The sequence below is a fragment of the Nocardiopsis sp. NPDC050513 genome (genome assembly GCF_044457925.1).
In the GTDB taxonomy this organism is placed as follows: Bacteria; Actinomycetota; Actinomycetes; order Streptosporangiales; family Streptosporangiaceae; genus Nocardiopsis.
The window spans coordinates 83,084-99,395 of sequence record NZ_JBITHK010000016.1 but is presented as its reverse complement, the minus strand read 5'-3'; the positions used below and the strand labels follow the sequence as shown (position 1 = coordinate 99,395).

General features: G+C 74.4%; 16 protein-coding genes. 5 read left to right on the top strand and 11 right to left on the bottom strand.

Annotated elements, in window-relative coordinates; genetic code table 11:
- The first annotated feature begins 22 nt into the window (after positions 1-22).
- Together ACIBFB_RS24060 and ACIBFB_RS24055 are read left to right on the top strand one after the other, a co-directional pair.
- Positions 23-1,354 carry an FAD-dependent oxidoreductase gene (locus tag ACIBFB_RS24060; RefSeq protein WP_397233797.1) on the top strand — a complete coding sequence of 444 codons (1,332 nt, stop codon included), beginning with the start codon at positions 23-25 and terminating at the stop codon, positions 1,352-1,354.
- Positions 1,355-1,383: 29 nt separating this feature from the next.
- Positions 1,384-2,436 (top strand): flavin-containing monooxygenase, encoded by a 1,053-nt coding sequence (locus tag ACIBFB_RS24055; protein ID WP_397233795.1) that lies wholly within the window; start codon positions 1,384-1,386, stop codon positions 2,434-2,436.
- 156 nt (positions 2,437-2,592) lie between these two features.
- Here ACIBFB_RS24055 and ACIBFB_RS24050 read toward each other — a convergent pair whose 3' ends face one another.
- The gene (locus ACIBFB_RS24050) at positions 2,593-3,315 is read right to left on the bottom strand and encodes a TetR/AcrR family transcriptional regulator C-terminal domain-containing protein (protein ID WP_397233793.1); all 723 of its coding nucleotides are present in this window, start codon (positions 3,313-3,315) and stop codon (positions 2,593-2,595) included.
- Between the two features lie 175 nt (positions 3,316-3,490).
- Between ACIBFB_RS24050 and ACIBFB_RS24045 the strand changes: the two genes are divergently transcribed.
- The gene (locus ACIBFB_RS24045; RefSeq protein WP_397233791.1) at positions 3,491-4,033 is read left to right on the top strand and encodes an ester cyclase; all 543 of its coding nucleotides are present in this window, start codon (positions 3,491-3,493) and stop codon (positions 4,031-4,033) included.
- Between the two features lie 33 nt (positions 4,034-4,066).
- Here ACIBFB_RS24045 and ACIBFB_RS24040 read toward each other — a convergent pair whose 3' ends face one another.
- The 3 genes from ACIBFB_RS24040 to ACIBFB_RS24030 form a co-directional block, all read right to left on the bottom strand.
- Complete coding sequence (locus ACIBFB_RS24040) at positions 4,067-4,315, bottom strand: DUF1049 domain-containing protein (RefSeq protein WP_397233789.1); 249 nt, start codon at positions 4,313-4,315, stop codon at positions 4,067-4,069.
- Between the two features lie 102 nt (positions 4,316-4,417).
- On the bottom strand, positions 4,418-6,517 hold the full coding sequence (locus ACIBFB_RS24035) for a heavy metal translocating P-type ATPase (protein ID WP_397233787.1): 2,100 nt from the start codon (positions 6,515-6,517) through the stop codon (positions 4,418-4,420).
- Between the two features lie 259 nt (positions 6,518-6,776).
- Positions 6,777-7,172, bottom strand: coding sequence for a VOC family protein (locus ACIBFB_RS24030; protein WP_397233785.1), 396 nt, complete (start codon positions 7,170-7,172; stop codon positions 6,777-6,779).
- Positions 7,173-7,341: 169 nt separating this feature from the next.
- Between ACIBFB_RS24030 and ACIBFB_RS24025 the strand changes: the two genes are divergently transcribed.
- Complete coding sequence (locus ACIBFB_RS24025; RefSeq protein WP_397233783.1) at positions 7,342-8,517, top strand: MFS transporter; 1,176 nt, start codon at positions 7,342-7,344, stop codon at positions 8,515-8,517.
- 76 nt (positions 8,518-8,593) lie between these two features.
- On the opposite strand, the gene ACIBFB_RS24020 is transcribed toward ACIBFB_RS24025, so the two are convergent.
- Positions 8,594-8,896 (bottom strand): DUF2218 domain-containing protein, encoded by a 303-nt coding sequence (locus tag ACIBFB_RS24020; protein WP_397233780.1) that lies wholly within the window; start codon positions 8,894-8,896, stop codon positions 8,594-8,596.
- Positions 8,897-8,958: 62 nt separating this feature from the next.
- Between ACIBFB_RS24020 and ACIBFB_RS24015 the strand changes: the two genes are divergently transcribed.
- On the top strand, positions 8,959-9,507 hold the full coding sequence (locus tag ACIBFB_RS24015; RefSeq protein WP_397233778.1) for a MarR family winged helix-turn-helix transcriptional regulator: 549 nt from the start codon (positions 8,959-8,961) through the stop codon (positions 9,505-9,507).
- Between the two features lie 197 nt (positions 9,508-9,704).
- Here the strand turns inward: ACIBFB_RS24015 and ACIBFB_RS24010 are convergent, their stop codons facing one another.
- The 6 genes from ACIBFB_RS24010 to ACIBFB_RS23985 form a co-directional block, all read right to left on the bottom strand.
- A complete protein-coding gene (locus ACIBFB_RS24010; RefSeq protein WP_397233776.1) occupies positions 9,705-10,559 on the bottom strand; it encodes a class II fructose-bisphosphate aldolase in 855 nt (284 codons plus the stop codon).
- Positions 10,559-11,476 carry an NAD(P)-dependent oxidoreductase gene (locus ACIBFB_RS24005; RefSeq protein WP_397233774.1) on the bottom strand — a complete coding sequence of 306 codons (918 nt, stop codon included), beginning with the start codon at positions 11,474-11,476 and terminating at the stop codon, positions 10,559-10,561. Before ACIBFB_RS24005 ends, ACIBFB_RS24010 begins: the two co-directional genes overlap by 1 nt.
- 2 nt (positions 11,477-11,478) lie before the next feature.
- Positions 11,479-12,999 (bottom strand): four-carbon acid sugar kinase family protein, encoded by a 1,521-nt coding sequence (locus ACIBFB_RS24000; RefSeq protein ID WP_397233772.1) that lies wholly within the window; start codon positions 12,997-12,999, stop codon positions 11,479-11,481.
- Positions 12,996-14,393, bottom strand: coding sequence for a GntP family permease (locus ACIBFB_RS23995; protein ID WP_397233770.1), 1,398 nt, complete (start codon positions 14,391-14,393; stop codon positions 12,996-12,998). Before ACIBFB_RS23995 ends, ACIBFB_RS24000 begins: the two co-directional genes overlap by 4 nt.
- A gap of 240 nt (positions 14,394-14,633) precedes the next feature.
- Complete coding sequence (locus ACIBFB_RS23990) at positions 14,634-15,401, bottom strand: FadR/GntR family transcriptional regulator (protein ID WP_397233768.1); 768 nt, start codon at positions 15,399-15,401, stop codon at positions 14,634-14,636.
- Positions 15,402-15,539: 138 nt separating this feature from the next.
- A complete protein-coding gene (locus tag ACIBFB_RS23985) occupies positions 15,540-16,310 on the bottom strand; it encodes an ABC transporter ATP-binding protein (protein ID WP_397233766.1) in 771 nt (256 codons plus the stop codon).
- Positions 16,311-16,312 lie beyond the last annotated feature (2 nt).

Here is a 16,312-nt window from a genome sequence, read left to right as displayed (position 1 = left end):
AGTCGATGAAAGGGAGCGTGTCATGGAGAACCACCCCGTCGTGGTGATCGGAGCCGGTCCGGTGGGCCTGGCGGCAGCGGCGGAACTCGCCGAGCGAGGGCTGCCGACCGTGGTCCTGGAGAAGGGGGGCTCCCCGGGCGCGGCGGTCGCGGAATGGGGCCACGTGCGGCTGTTCTCGCCCTGGCGCGACCTCGTCGCCCCGGCCGCCGCCAGGCTGCTCGCCGCCACCGGATGGCACCGCCCCGACGACGGTGACCACCCGACCGGCCGTGCGTGGGTCGACGCCTACCTGACGCCCCTGGCCACCGCCCTCGGTGACCGCGTGCGTCTGAACACCGAGGTCACCGGCGTCACCCGCCGGGGCCGCGACCGCGTGGTCGACACCGACCGCGAGGACCGGCCGTTCACCGTCCGCGTGCGCACGGCCGACGGTGAGGAGCGCCTGACGGCCCGCGCCGTCGTGGACGCCTCCGGCACCTGGGGCGCCCCCAACCCGCTGGGCGGGGACGGCCTGCCCGCCCTGGGCGAGGAGGCCCTGGCCGACCGGATCGCGCACCGCGTCCCCGACCTCGCCGACCCGGCCGTCCGGGACCGGTACGCGGGCCGCACCACCGCCGTCGTGGGACGCGGACACTCGGCGCTGACCGCGCTCGTCGCCCTGGCCGCGCTCGCGGAGGAGGCCCCGGACACCCGGGCCGTGTGGGTCCTGCGGCGCGGAGGGGTCGGGGACGCCTTCGGCGGGGGCGAGGCGGACCGGCTCCCGGCGCGCGGAGCCCTCGGCGAGCGGGCGCGCCGGGCCGTCGACGCCGGCCACGTCCGCGTGGTGACGGGCTTCCGCACCGCCGAGGTCCGCGAACGGGACGGCCGCCTCGTCCTGGTCGACGACGACGGCCGGGAACTGGAGCCGGTCGACGGGGTCCTGGCCCTCACCGGGTTCCGGCCCGACCTGTCCTTCCTCTCCGAGATCCGGCTGTCGCTGGACCCCGTGCTCCAGGCCCCCGTGGAGCTGGCGCCGCTGATCGACCCCAACGTCCACTCCTGCGGAACCGTCTACCCGCACGGGGTGCGCGAGCTGTCCCACCCCGAGACCGGCTTCCACCTCGCGGGGATGAAGTCCTACGGCCGCGCGCCCACCTTCCTCGCCCTGACCGGCTACGAGCAGGTCCGGAGCATCGCCGCGCGGATCGCGGGCGACCACGCGGCGGCCGACCGGGTGGAGCTGACGCTGCCCGAGACCGGCGTGTGCGGCGGATCGGGGCTGTTCGACGAGCCCGAGGCGGCCGACGAGGGCGGTTGCTGCGGCGGCCCCGGGCCGGAGGCGGTGGAGCTCACCGGAACCGCCCGGGTGCGCTGACGCCCCCTCCCCCACGAAGGAACACGCCCATGGAACACGTCCCCCTCGTGATCGTCGGCGCCGGTCAGGCGGGACTCGCCGCCGCACACGCCGCCAACCGGCGGCGCGTGCGCCCGCTCGTCCTGGAGGCCGCCGACCGCCCCGGCGGCTCCTGGCCGCACTACTACGACAGCCTGACGCTGTTCTCCCCGGCCCGCTTCGCCGCGCTGCCGGGTCGACCGATGCCCGGTGACGGGAACCGCTACCCCTCCCGTGACGACGTGGCGGCCTACCTGAGCGACTACGCGTCCCGTCTGGACGCCGACCTCCGCTGCGGCCACCGCGTCACCGGGGTCGGGACCGAGGACGGCGCGTTCACCCTCACCACGGCCGACGGCTCACGGGTGCGGACCGACGCGGTGGTCGCGGCCACCGGGAGCTTCGGCCGGCCGCACCGCCCCGATCTGCCCGGCCTGACGGAGTTCGGCGGCGCCGTGCCGCACTCCGCCGAGTACCGCGCCCCGGAGGCCTTCGCGGGACAGCGCGTCGTGGTGGTCGGCGGCGGCAACTCGGGGGTGCAGATCGCCACGGAACTCGCGCGGGTGGCCCGGGTCAGTCTGGCCACCCGAAGCCCCGTGGCGTGGGTGCCGCAACGCCCTCTGGGGCGTGACGTCCACTGGTGGGCCACGCGCAGCGGACTGGACACGGCGCCGCTCGGCCACCTGTGGCGGGGAAGGGCGACCCCCGTCCTCGACGACGGGCGCCACCAGTCGGCGTTCGCGACCGGCAACCCCGACCAGCGCGCGATGTTCGCCCGCCTCCACGCGACGGGTGTGGAATGGTCCGACGGCACCACCGAGGAGGTCGACACCGTACTCCTGGCCACCGGTTACCGCCCCGACCTCGGCTTCCTGCACGGGACCGGGGCGCTGGACGGCGACGGCCGCCCGCGGCACCGGGCCGGTGTCTCCACCACCGTCCCCGGGTTGGGCTACGTGGGGTTGGAGTTCCAACGCACCTTCGGCTCCGCCACCCTGCGCGGCGTCGGCCGGGACGCCCGGCACGTCCTGCGACGCCTCCTGCGCGGGCGCGGGAGCCGTTAGCGGCGGGGAACCGGACCCGCGTGCGCGACCGGAGCCTCCTGGGCGCGGAGGGTCCGGGGAGCCCTGGAGCGCCCGTCGGGACTCCCTGGCGCTGGACCCTCACGGACGTCGTTCCTCCGCGCCCGGGGGGCGGAAGGGAGGTCTCGGAGCGCGCCGTCACGCCTCGGGCGGCGGACCTCCCCCGCCGTGGCCCGACCGCGGCGGTCCTCCGTCGTAGGGCACTCCGGCCCGGGCCGCGAGCCCGGCGATCAGCAGCTCGATCCCGTACGCGAACTCGACGTCGTGGTCGCTGGTGGCCAGATGGGCCGCCACCGAGGTGAGCAGGGGGTCCCCGGCCGCCTCGATCTCGCCGATCCGGTGGAGCTCGCGCTCCCGGCCCATCGTGCCCGGGGTGATCGCGGATCCGAGTTCCCGCAGGATCGAACCCGCGACGAACGCGACGTAGGCGCGCAGCACGTGGACGAGCTCCCGGGGAGGGAGCCGGAGGTCGGCGGCGGCAGCGAGCGCGGAGCGGATCGCCCCCAGCGCCGCCGAGGACCGCGGGGGCCTGGTGAGGACCAGCGGGAACGACCCCGGGTGCCGTAGCGCGGCGGCGCGGAAGGCGGCGGCGTGCGCCCGGATCCGGTCCTGCCATGAGCCCGTGTCCGCCCCCGAGAAGTCGATCCCGGCCAACAGCGCCTCGGCGACACCGTCCAGCAGGGCGTCCCTGTTGGGCACGTGGTTGTAGAGCGACATCGTCTCGACGTCGAGTTCGGCGGCCAGTCGGCGCAGCGAGAAGGAGTCGAGTCCGTCGCGGTCGATCAGCTCCGTCGCCGCCGCGACCACCCTGTCCCGCGTCAGGCCGAGCCTCCGGCCGCGGCCGACCCCCCGTGCCCCCATGCGACCGGCCCCCGGACGGAGCGGACGGTGACCGCGCGCACACCCCTTGACGTCACTTACGCCATAAGTCTAACCTCCCGGACGAGACCGCCGCCCCGCCCGCTCGCACCCAGGGCGGTTCCGCCGACCGGCGGGCCGCGGCACCGCCCCACCCCCCAGCCGCACCGGAGAGCCCGTGATCACCGACGACGTCCGCCGCGCACGTCAGAAGCTCGTCCTCGACCACTTCCGCGACGAGGTCCGCCAGGAGTGGGACGACGTGCTCGCGACGTTCCCGCATCCCCGCTACGAGCTCATCCCGACCATGACCGTCCACGACGGCGACCGCGCGGTCCGCGACTACTACGACGAGACCCGCGCCGCCTTCCCCGACCAGGACCACGAGATCATCGCGCTGCGGCACAGCGACGACGCGGTGATCGTGGAGTTCTGGCTCACGGGCACCCACCGCGGCCCGCTCGGCGCCATCCCGCCGACCGGCAGCCGGTTCCGCGTGCGCATGACGGCCTACTTCGTCTTCGACGAGAAGGAGGAGCTCGTCTGCGAACGCGTCTACTACGACTCGCTCACCATGCTCAGGCAGGTCCTCGGCGGCCTCGACATGAGGAGGCCCAGGAACTGGATCCTGGCCGTGCGCTGTCTCCGCGGGCTCCTGGCGATGTCCGGCGGCGAACCCCACCCCGCGCTCGTCGACACCACGCCGCCGACCTTCGGGTAGCCCGGCGGCCGCCGCCGTGGCCGGCCCCGGCCGCTACTTGTGCCGCCGCTTCCGGATCGACGGCACCAGGAGCAGACCGACGATCAGTCCGGCCACAGCGGCGCCCGTGAGGGTGACCCACAGGGGCGCCACGACCGAGACGAGCAGGATGTGGATCTGCGTCGACTGCCGGTTCTGGACCACGAAGACGATGACACCGATCAGGATGACGAGCCCCGCCCAGACCCGGCCGGGGATCCGCGCGAGCACACTCCTCCGCTCGTAGGGACCTTCACCAGCCATCCCGGCCTCCCCTCCTCCGACGGCGGAGGGGCCCGGCGCCGGGCCCCTCCGCACGCACGGGCCCTTCCTCCGGAACGTGCCCGGCCCGCCGCCTCCCGCAGGTCAGCGGACGGCCAAGTCTTGGCCGCCGAGCACCGCCGCCGTGCTCGCCTCGGGACGCAGGTCCAGTCGGCGCAGCAGCTGGGCGTTGAGGGCGACGACCACGGTGGACAGCGACATCAGCACCGCGCCCACCGCCATGGGCATCACGAACCCCACGGGCGCCAGCACCCCGGCCGCCAGCGGTACCGAGACCAGGTTGTAGCCCGCCGCCCACCACAGATTCTGCTTCATCTTCCGGTAGCCGGCCCGGGACAGCTCGATGACCGACAGCACCGACCGGGGATCGTCACTGGCCAGGATCACCCCGGCCGAGGCGATGGCCACATCCGTGCCCGCCCCGATCGCCAGCCCCACGTCGGCCCGTGCCAGGGCCGGGGCGTCGTTGACGCCGTCCCCGACCATGACGACCCTGCGGCCCCGCCTCTGGAGGTCGGCGACCCGGGATCCCTTGTCCTCGGGGCGCACCTGGGCGAAGACCCGGTCGATGCCCAGGTCGTCCGCGACGGACCGGGCGACCGCCTCGGCGTCGCCCGTCACCATGACGACCTCCATTCCGAGGGCGTGCAGCGCGCGGACGGCCTGGCGCGACTCCTCGCGGACCTCGTCGGCCAGCGCGACGGCGCCGATGACCGCGCCGTCGGAGAGCACGTGCAGGACGATCGCGCCCTCGGCCTTCCAGGGCTCGGTGGCGGGCAGTTCGTCGGCGCCGTGGGAGCTCAGCATCCCGGGCCCTCCGACGCTGATCCGCGCGTCCGCGACCGTCGCGGTGACGCCGACCGCGGTGGACGCCCGGAAGTCGGCGGACTCGGGGACGTCGAGGCCGCGGTCGCGTGCCGCGGCCACGACGGCCCGCGCCAGCGGGTGTTCGCTGTCCGCCTCGGCCGCCGCGGCCAGGGCCAGCACCTCGTCCTCACCGCGTCCGCCGACCGAGGTCACGCGGGTCACCACCGGCTCGCCCTTGGTCAGGGTGCCGGTCTTGTCGAACAGAACGGTGTCGGCGGTGCGCATGCTCTCCAGGGCCATGCGGTCCTTGACCAGGACGCCGCCGCGCGCGGCGCGCTCGGTGGCGATGGAGACCACCAGCGGGATCGCCAGGCCCAGGGCGTGGGGGCAGGCGATGACCAGCACGGTGATGGTCCGTTCCAGGGCGCTGTCGGGCATTCCGAGCAGCGACCACACGGTCAGGGTGAGGGCTCCGGAGACCAGGGCGAACCAGAACAGCCAGGCGGCGGCCCGGTCGGCCAGGCGCTGGGCGCGTGAGGACGAGCTCTGTGCGTCGGCGACCAACCGCTGGATGCCCGCCAGGGCGGTGTCGTCGCCGACCGCCGTGATCCGCACCCGCAGCGCGGTGTCGGTCGAGACCGTCCCGGCCACCACCCGGTCGCCCGGCCCCCGGGTGACCGGGCGCGACTCGCCGGTGATCATCGACTCGTCCATGTCCGCGGTTCCCTCGGCGACCTCGCCGTCCGCGGGCACGCGACCGCCGGGGCGGACCACGACCAGGTCTCCGACCGCCAGTTCGGAGGGGGCGACGGTGACCACCGCGTCCCCCTCGACGCGCTCCGCCTCGTCGGGCAGCAGCGCGGCGAGCGACTCCAGGGCCGACGACGTCTGGGCCAGGGAGCGCATCTCGATCCAGTGGCCGAGCAGCATGATGACCACCAGCAGGGCGAGCTCCCACCAGAAGTCCAGGTGGTGGGCGACCAGTCCCAGCTGGGCGCCCCACGAGGCGAGGAAGGCCACGGTGATGGCCAGGGCGATCAGCAGCATCATGCCGGGGCTGCGTTCCCTGAGCTCGGCGACGGCCCCGGAGAGGAAGGGCCAGCCGCCCCAGAGGTACATCGCGGTGCCCAGGACCGGTGAGACCCACGTCAGACCGGGGACGTCCGGGAGCGGGTAGCCGACCAGGCCCGCGAACATGCCGCTGAGCCCGACCGTGGGCACCGCCAGGACCAGCATGATCCAGAACAGGCGGCGGAACCGGCCGACGTGGTCGCCGTGGTCGCCGTGCCCTGTGCGGTCGGTGTGCTGGCCGTGGCCGGCGTGGGCGCCGTGCTCGTGGCGGGCGTGCGGGTCGTGCTGAGGGGATGTCGCGTCCATGCCGCCGAACATATACCCCCTAGGGGTATTTGACAAGCACGGTCCTCCCGACGTGCGGGAGACGGCCCACGAGGCGGACCGCCCCCAGGGGGTATGTGCGCCGTCACGGGCGGCCGAGCACCGCCGTCGGACGCGGTGCATCCCGTGCGGCCGTCGCGAGGCCGGCGAAGGACGTCCCCTCCCGTGCCCTGCTCCGCACGCCGCGCGGTGTCGCCCGGCGCGGGTCAGACGGGGTGGGCGCCACCGGCCTCAGTGGTCACTACGCCTGGCCCCGGGCCTGCTGGACGAGGAAGTACTCGTTGCCGAAGGGGTCGGTGAACCAGGTCGCCCGGTCGCCCCACGGCATGTCCTCGGGCGGTTGCTTGACGTTCACGCCCTTGGCCGTCAACGCCTCGTACGCGGCGTCGATGTCGTCGGTGAGGAGGGAGATGCCGCAGAGCCGGGTCGCGGCCGGATCGGGCGCCTCCCGCTCGTAGACCTCAGGCTGGCCCAACACCAATTCGGTCTCGGCGCCGCGCGGCGCCACGGTCAGCCATCGCATCGGACCCATGGTGTGGTCGGCCCGCTTCTCCCAGCCCAGCACACCGACGTAGAAGCGCAGCGCCTCGTCCTGGTCGCCGACCAGGACGGTGGTCGAATGCATCCTGGTGATCATGCGCCCAACCTAATCCGCGCCCCCGCTCCCGCCCCGCACCTTCCGGCGCGGTTGCCGAGCCTTTACCTGCCGACGGGGACGGGGTGCCCGCACGGCGCGGAGCGGCGACATGGGATCATCCCGTGTCGGCCTCGGCCGAGATCGGCCGTGATCGGACGGGGGGAGCGCCATGGTGGAGGCGGGGTTGCCGGAACGGCGATGGCTGTGGCCCCTCCTGGTCAGCGTCGTCTTCGCGCACACCGCCCTGAACGTGGCCCGCCCGCTGATCTCCTACCGGACCATCGCCGTGGGCGGGGACGCCGTCGCGGTCGGTCTGGTCACCGCGGCCTACGCCCTGCTTCCCCTCCTCATCGCCGTCCCGCTGGGACGGGCGACCGACCGCGCGCGGCGGACGGCCTGGATCGTGGGGCTGGGTGCGGCGGTCCTCGCCGCGGGCAGCGTGCTCCTGGCCGCCGCGACCGGACTGGTCTCCCTCGCCCTCGCCAGCACCGTGGTCGGCGCGGGCCACCTGCTGTGCATGATCGCCGGACAGGGGCTGGTCGCCCGGTTCTCACCGCCGGAGCACCTGGACCGCGACTTCGGCTGGTACACCGCCGCGGCCTCCCTCGGCCAGCTCGCGGGTCCGCTGATCTCCGGAGCCGTGCTCGCCGACGCCTCCGGACCGGACCTCCTCCCGGCGACCTCGACGGCGCTGTGGGTCGCGTGCGCCACGGCGGTCCTGGGGGCCGTGGGGATCCTCCCCCTTCTGACGCTGCGCTCGCCGGTCCCGGCCGAACGGGGCTCCGGCACGTCCGTCGGGGCCCGGGAGATCCTGCGCGGACGCCGGATGACCGCGGCGCTCCTGGCCAGCCTGTCGCTGCTCTCCGCGGTGGACGTCCTCACCGCCTACCTGCCGCTGATCGCCGAGAGCCGGGGGATCTCCCCCCTGTACGTGGGCGTCCTGCTGAGCGTGCGCGCCGCGGCCTCCCTGGTCTCGCGCCTGTGCCTGCCGTGGCTGCTGGTGCGCTGGTCCCGCCGGAGCCTGATCGTGGCGAGCACGGCGGTGGCCGGGCTGTCGATGGCGCTGGTGGCCGTGCCGGTCGGGGGCCCGCTGGCGCTCGGGGCGGTGCTGGCGGCCGGTGGCTTCCTGCTCGGTCTGGGGCAGCCGCTGACCATGGCGGAGGTCGCCACGGCGGCTCCGGAGGGGGCGCGCGGATCGGCGCTGGCCCTGCGCATCTGGGGCAACCGGCTCGGACAGGTCGCCATCCCCGCGGCCGCCGCGGGCGTGGCCGGGGCGGTCGGGGCGCCGGGAGCACTGCTGGTCTCGGCCGCCGTGCTGTTCGCGGCCGCCCTCACCGCGCGGTAGCCGTTCGGAACCGGGACCGGCCGCAGCGAACGCTCCGCCCGGCCCCGAGGACGGACCGCCCGACCGTGCCGTCGGCTCAACCGCGCCGCCACACGACGCGCAGGCCCTCCGCTGCCGCGAACCGTTCGAGATGCCCGCCGACGACGAGCTGGACCTGGGACAACGTGTCCTCGTCCGGTCCCGTCGCGGCCAGGCGCAGAGCCGTGGCGTCACAGGTCATGGCGCACGAGCCGCCGGCGAGCAGCAGCAGCGTCGTGTCGCCGTCCCGCTGGACCTCGCACTTGCGGCCCAGGTGGGAGGCGAGCTGCTTGAGCCACCGCTCGCCGCGCCCCGTGGGCACGTCGGCGTGGGACCGTACACTCTTCTGGTGCGTCGTCATGGTGGTGTCTCCGTCCGGTGTCGTCATGGTGTTCTGGCTGTCGTGTCGCGGTCCGGTGGCCGATGACCGGGCCGGACCGGGAAGGCGCGGAGGTGCTGCGGCTGGCCCGGCAGCTGCCGCTGCTGGGAGCCGTGTCGCGGGTCGCCCGCCGCGCCGTGCGCCGACACGCGGCGCTGGAGCGGCTTCCCGACGCGCAGGTCGAGGTCCTGCGCACGGTGGAGGCGCATCCGGGCATCGGCACGCGGGGCGTCGCCGATCGGCTCCAGCTGGTGCCGAACACGGTGTCGACCACCGTCGGCGAACTCGTCCGCGCGGGTCTGCTGAAGCGCGCCCGTGACCCCTCCGACCGGCGGGCCGCGCGGCTGCACCTCACCGACGAGGGCGCGCACCGCCTGGCGGCCTGGGGCGCCGCCGGTGACGAGGTGCTGTCGGCGGCGCTCCTGCGCCTGGACGAGGACGACCGCCGGGCGATCGGCCGGGCGCTGCCCGCTCTGCGCCGACTCGCGGCGGTCCTCGACGAGGAGGACGCGGGTCACGAGGCCGCTCCCCCGCGCACGACCACCGGGCGGTCGGTGACGGGGTCACCCGACACGTCCGACTCCACGCCGTAGCCGCGGCGGGGCGACGGACCGGTCGCGGTCACTCACCAGCACATGTCCTCCGTCGGGTCGCGCGCGCGAACGAGCGCCTGCGTAATAAGGCAAGCCTCACTCTACCTCTGAGACAGAGGTTTATCCAGCGCCCGCGCCCCGCCTCCGCCCCCGCCCCCGCGTCGCACCGGGGCGCGCACCGCTCGGCGGCCGTCCTCCTACCCGGTCCCCGGAGCGCCCGCCCCGACCGCGAACTTGCCCGCGGCCACCGTCCGCGCGGCGTCCTCCAGTTCCGCCACGAGCGACGCGGTCCGCAGTCCCCCGGTGAGCGGTCCCACCCTGCGGGCCAGCACGTCGAACGCCGCCGCGCGCAACTCGGTGTTGACGTTCACCTTGGCCGCGCCGCACCGGACGGCGTCGGCCAGGACCGCGTCGGGCACACCCGAGGCCCCGTGCAGCGCCAGCGGCACGCCGGCCGCGGCGGCGACGTCGGCGAGCCGGTCCAGGTCGAGGCGGACCTCGCCCCGGTAGGAGCCGTGCACGTTGCCGACCGCGACCGCGAGGCAGTCGACCCCGGTCCGCGCGACGAAGTCCACCGCCTGGCCCGGGTCGGTCATCGCCTCCGACACCGCGGCCGCCCGGTCGACGTCCTCGTCCCCCTCGATCCGGCCCAACTCGGCCTCCACGCACACGCCCCGGTCCGCGACCAGTTCCACCGCGCGCCGGGTGAAGGCGACGTTGTCCTCGTACGGCAGCGTCGACCCGTCCGCCATGACGGCGTGCGCCCCCGCGTCCACCGCGGCGGCGATCCGACCCAGATCAGAGCAGTGGTCGAGCTGGACGAACACCGGGACCGGAGCGGGGTCGGCCACCGCCCGCAGTGCCCGCACGAGCGAGGGCCCCGACGGTGCGGCGAACACGGAGTCGGCGACCAGCAGGATGACCGGGCGGTGCGCGTCAACGGCCGCCGCGACGACGCCCGTGGCCGTCTCCAGCGTGTAGCACGTGAACGCGAACACCGGCGCGGCCGAGCGCAGCACGTCCCCCGGACCAGACGGCGCCGAGGCGCCCATCAGACCCCCCTCTCCTCGTACCAGCGGATCACACCGGAGTCGTCCTGGCGCCCCCAGCCGCGCTCCGACGCCTCCTCGAACACGCGCCGCGCGGTGGAGGCCAGGACCGCGTCCAGTCCGGAACGCTCCGCCGCGTCCGCGACCAGACCCATGTCCTTGACGAAGATGTCGAGCGCGCTGCGGACGTCGTCGAAGGACCGCGTGACCATCCGGCCGCCCCGGTCGTCGAGCATGAACGACGCCGCCGCGCCCGGACGGATCGTCTCCCACGTCTCGGCCACGTCCACGCCCATGCTGGCGGCCAGCGCCAGCGCCTCGGCCGCCGCCGCGATGTGCACCCCGCACAGGAGCTGGTTGACGAGCTTGACGACCTGTCCCTGGCCGGGCTCGCCGCCGACCCGGCGGACCGGGTCGCCCAGGGCGTCCAGCACGGGCCACGCCCCGGCCCACGACGCGTCGTCACCGGATCCCATGATCAGCAGTTCGCCCCTGCCCGCGCGGACGACCCCGCCGCTGACCGGGGCGTCCACGAAACCGACCCCCTTGTCCGCCGCGGCCGCGGCCAGCTCCCTCACCGGCTCGCGACCCAGCGTCCCCATGACCACGAGGACCGAGCCCGAACGCATCGAGTCCAGGGCTCCCGGGGAGTCCCCGGCGCCCAGCAGCGCGCCGCGCGCCTGGGCGGGCGTGGCCACCATGCACACGAGGACGTCCGCCGCGGCGGCGACGGCCGCTCCGTCTCCGACCAGGGTCACGCCGCTGCCCTCGACCGCGCGCGCCGCGGAGGGCGCCGGGTCGTACGCGGTCACCCGGGTGCCGGTGGAGGCCAGGTGGCGGGCCATCGGGGCGCCCATCACACCGAGGCCGATCACTCCCGCGCGGGGGGTGTCGGCGGTGTTCACCGTTGTCCTGGACATGGTCACTCTCCTGTTTCGGTCTCGGCCGTCAGACGGCGCACCACCGTCAGCAGCGACTGATCGTCCCCGACGTTGCCGGGAAAGACGGTGTAGGGAGGCCCGTCGGGCTCGCCCTCGGCGTCCACCGGTTGGAGCAGGGACACCTGGCCGGGCAGCACCGAGCCGAGCACGCGCGCGCGGCGCACACCGAGCCCCTTCACCGCGACCTCGTGCGACGTGATCCCGCCCTTGGCCACCACGGCGCGCGGTGCGCGGTCGCGCAGGACCCGCCGCACGGTCTCCACCACCGCGTCCGACACCTCCCGGGCGATGCGCAGGCTGTCGGCGCCGTCGAGACCGCGCCGCAGCGCCCGCGACGTCTGGACGAGGACGTCCCCCTCCGCGAGTCCGGCGACCGCGCGGGCCGCGACGTCGGCGACCACCGGACCGGGGGCGTCGAGGAGCGCGGGCACGTCGAGGGTGAGCCGCAGGAGCGGACGTCCGGCCTCCAGCGCCGCGACCTGGCGGGTGGTCAACTCAGTGTGCGAGCCCACGACGACGAGCACGCCCGACGCCGCGGAGCCTTCGACCGCCTCCGCGGTCGGCGCTCCCGCCGGCCGGACCGGCTCAGCCGGGGGCATCCCCGCCCGGACGCGCACGAAGGTGGGGCCGGTGCGGTAGAGGAACCTGCGGCCCTCCTCCTCGAGCTCGGCCAGGGCCAGCGCCGCGACCTCCAGGTCGTGCTGGTCGGCGGCGTCGAGCGCGACGACCGGGGGGGCCGAGGCCACCGCGGCGCCGACGTGCCGCTCCACCAGCGCCCTGACCCCGCGCACCCCCTCGGTGCGGATGGTTCGCAGGTCGACCGTCAGAACGTCGGCGGCGCGCACGGCGCCGCCGCTCCGCTCGGCCACCCAGCCGGACAGGTCGTCGGCCCGGTATCCGAAGGTCGCGTCGCGCGCGAACTCGGTCCGTCCCGCGGGCACCCACGCGTCGCCGACACGGACGAGGTGGACTCCGTCGACCGTGGCCCGTCCCGCCTCCAGGTAGGCGGGACAGAGCACGACGGCGTCCAGGGCCTCGCCGGTCTCCGCGCGCCACGCGTCGGCGAGCGCGTCGGTCTCGGCCGGGTAGTGGCCGCGCAGCGTGGAGTCGCTCCGGCTCAGGAGCAGCACGCGGATCCCGGTGCGCCGCGACGCCTCGGCGAGCGCGGTCGCCACTTCGCGGGCGGTGCGGCGGGCCGCGGACTCGTCCATCGCGCGGGAGTTGGTGAGCACGAACAGGAGTCCGCGGTCGGCGGCGCGCAGCCCCCACTCCAGGTCGGCGACCTCCCAACGGGTGACCAGCGGGACGTCGCGCACGGTCTGCGCTCCGGTCGGGTCGTCGTCCACGGCCACCAGGACGGTGCCGGAGCCGCCCAGGCCGCGGGCGATCCGGTCGAGCGCCCCGTCGACGGTGAGCGGCGGCGGGAAGGCGTCGGCCTCCGGCGGGCGAGCGGGAGTGCGCGCGGGGGTCCGCGCCGGGGTCTGTGCGGTCCGCGTGTTCATCGCACCACCAGGGAGAGCAGGAACGTGATCACGAACGCGGCGACCCCCATCGCGGAGACCGCCACCGTCCACGACCTCAGCGAGGTCGCGACGTCCATCCCGAGCAATCGGCTCACCATCCAGAATCCGGAGTCGTTGACGTGTGAGAACGCGGCGGCGCCCGCGCCGACGGCGACGACCACGAGGGCCGCGGCGGACGCGCCCACGTCCTGTTGGAGGAGGACGGGGCCGACGATCCCCGCGGTGGTCACCATGGCGACGGTGGCGGACCCCTGGGCGAGACGCAGTGCGGCGGAGACGATGAACCCGAGGACGACGAGGGACACCCCGAGCCCGCCGAGCACACCGGACAGCGCGTCGCCGACCCCGGACGCCACGAGCACGGCGCCGAACGCGCCGCCCGCTCCGGTGACGAGGATGACCACGGCGGCGGAGCTCATGGCGGAGGTCGCCATCGTCTCGATCCGGGACATCGACGCTCCGCGACGCAGGCCCAGGAAGTAGAACGCCAGCAGCGCGGTGATCATCAGGGCCACCGCCGGGTCGCCGACGAAGCTGAGGGCCGTGCGCGCGGTTCCGCCCTCGGGCAGGACCGCCGCCGACAGGGTGTTACCGAGAATGAGCAGGATCGGCAGCACGATGAGCCCACCGACCAGCGCGAACGAGGGGGCGGGCCGCGCGTCCGCCCCGGGGGCGTCCGTGTGCGCCGGCTCGATCCGATGGCCCGCCGGGATGGGGAGCGGGATCCGGCGGCCGATGCGGACGCCGATCGGGTACCCGGCGACGATCCACGCGGCGAACCCGATGACGGCGCCCCAGAGGGCGACGAGTCCCAGGTCCGCGCCCAGCTGCGCGGCCACGGCCACGGGGCCGGGGTGCGGCGGCAGCATCGTGTGGACGGCCATGAGGGCGGTGGCGGTCGGCAGCGCGACCGCGAGGGTGTGTCCGCGCAGGGCCGGGACGCGCGCGGCCACGCCCAGGACGAGCGGCATGAGGATGATCAGGCCGACGTCGAAGAAGACGGGGATGCCGAAGACGAATCCGGTGAGGCCCATGGCCAGCGGCGCCCTGCGCTCACCCGTCCAGCGGACGAGGCGGGACGCGAGGACCCGCGCTCCCCCGCTCTCCTCCAGGACCTTCGACAGCATCGCGCCGAGCGCCACGACGATCGCGATCGAGCCGAGCGTGGCGCCGAGCCCGGACTTGATCGTCGGCAAGACCTCGGCGAGCGGGATGCCCGCCCCGAGCGCGACGAGCAGGCTGACGATCAGCAGCGCGAGGAACGGCTGGAGTTTCGCCTTGATGACCAACACGAGAAGCAGTCCGATGCCGCCCGCGACGATGAGGAGCAGGGCCCACGTCGGTAGGTCCTGCGCCCATGTGGATGTTCCCATCGCTTCACCCTTCCCACCACCGGATCACGTCCGGCTGACCTGCCACTTCGAGAACCAATTGGCCAGAGGTCTGACCACTTGAACTCTACGGAGCCGTGTGACGAAGATCAACCGGTTCGCGCGTGAACTTCACAGGAGATTCACACGGTCACTCTGTGCGCCTGGTAGGGGGCGGAGGTGGGAGGGCGTTCGGGCCCGGTGATGAGGCACGGTTCGCCGACGGATCCCCCGAGGCCGGGATCAGGCTTCGGCGGTGCTGGGGGCCAGCTCGTCCTCGGCGTTGCGCCGAGCGGTGCGGATGTGGTCGGTCGCGGCCTGACGGGCCTCGTCCGGGTCGCGGGCCAGCACCGCGTCGAGAATACGCCGGTGCGCGCGCCTGGTCGTGGGCAGGTGGGTCGCCTTGCGCATGGTCGGGCCCATGGTGTCGACCTGGAGGCGGCGCAGCGTGCTCATCCCGGCGAGCATGAACCGGTTGCCGCAGGCGCTCACGATCGCCTCGTGGAAGGCCACGTCGAGCGCGAACAACTCCTGGTCGGACAGCTCCCCCGCGTCCACGGCGCTCTCCCAGCGCTGGTGCGCCTCGGCGATCGCCGCCAGGTCCTCGTCATCGGCCCGCTCAGCGGCCCAGGCCGTGGCCGGGGCCTCCAGCACCTCGCGCATGTCGAAGAACTCGCGGATGTCGGACGGGGAGAGCCGCTGGTCGCGGCTGAGGCGTTCGACCGGGTCGACGTCGAGCACGAACACACCGGCCCCGTGCCGGATCTCGACCACCCTGCGGGCCGCCAGCAGTTGCAGGGCTTCGCGCAGGGAGGGCCTGCTCACGCCCAGCGCGGCGGCGAGGTCCCGCTCTGAGGGGAGCCGGGTGCCGCCCTCCCACATCTCGTCGTCGATCTTGGCCTGGATCTCGGCGGCGATGCGGTCGGCCAGCCGGGGACGGCCCGGAATGGCGGACCACTGCCCGCCGCCCGGGGCCCGCCCGTCGGAGTCGGTTCCTCTTCGCCTCGCCACGCGCCCCATCGTAGTGCGCCGTGCCCGCGCCACGGCCGCCGCCGGTCATCGGGTTCCCGCGCACCCACCCGGTCACGGCGGTGGCCGCCCCATGGCCGGGCCCCGCTCAGACCGGGGTCCCGAACCGCGGCTGGAGTGCTAGAACCCCTTCTCCCTCAGCCACGCGAGCAGGTCGTCCTCGCGCCGCGCCGACTGCTCCCCGGTCCAGGGCCCCATCTCGCGGGAGTCGACCAGCAGGCCGTCCCGGAGGTAGATCACGCGGTCCGCCCGAACGGCGCAAGCGGGGTCGTGTGTCACCATGACGAGCGTCGTTCCCTCACTGTGCACGTCCGTCAGCGCGTCCATGACCTCGGTCGTCATGCTGCTGTTCAACGCTCCCGTCGGCTCGTCCGCGAACAGGATGGACAGCTCGCACGCGAGGGCCCGGCAGATCGAGGCCCGCTGCAGCTGGCCTCCTGAGACCTGGGTGATGCCGTGCCGCCTGACATGCGCGATGCCGAATCGCTCCATGAGCGCGTCGACGCGGGCGATCGCGGCGTTCTTCTCCTTGGGCGCCGCCTTGAGGGCGGGCAGGAGAATGTTGTCCCGCACGTCCAGGTTGCTCAGAAAATACGCCTGCTGGAAGATCAGTCCTATCCTCCTCAACCGGACGCGGCTCATCTCCGCGTCGCTCAGAGAGGTCTGATCCCGCCCTTCCAGCAGCACCTTCCCGCTCGTCGGACGATCCATTCCACTGAGGTTGTGGAGCAGAGTCGACTTCCCGGAGCCGGAGGCTCCCATCACGACGACGAACTCGCCTTTCCGGACGGTCAGGTCGATCCCGTTGATGACCTGGGTCGGCGGATCGGTGGAGTAGAACGACTTGGTCAGGTTCCGGCATTCCAGCGTCACGTGAGAGTTCTGCGACATGG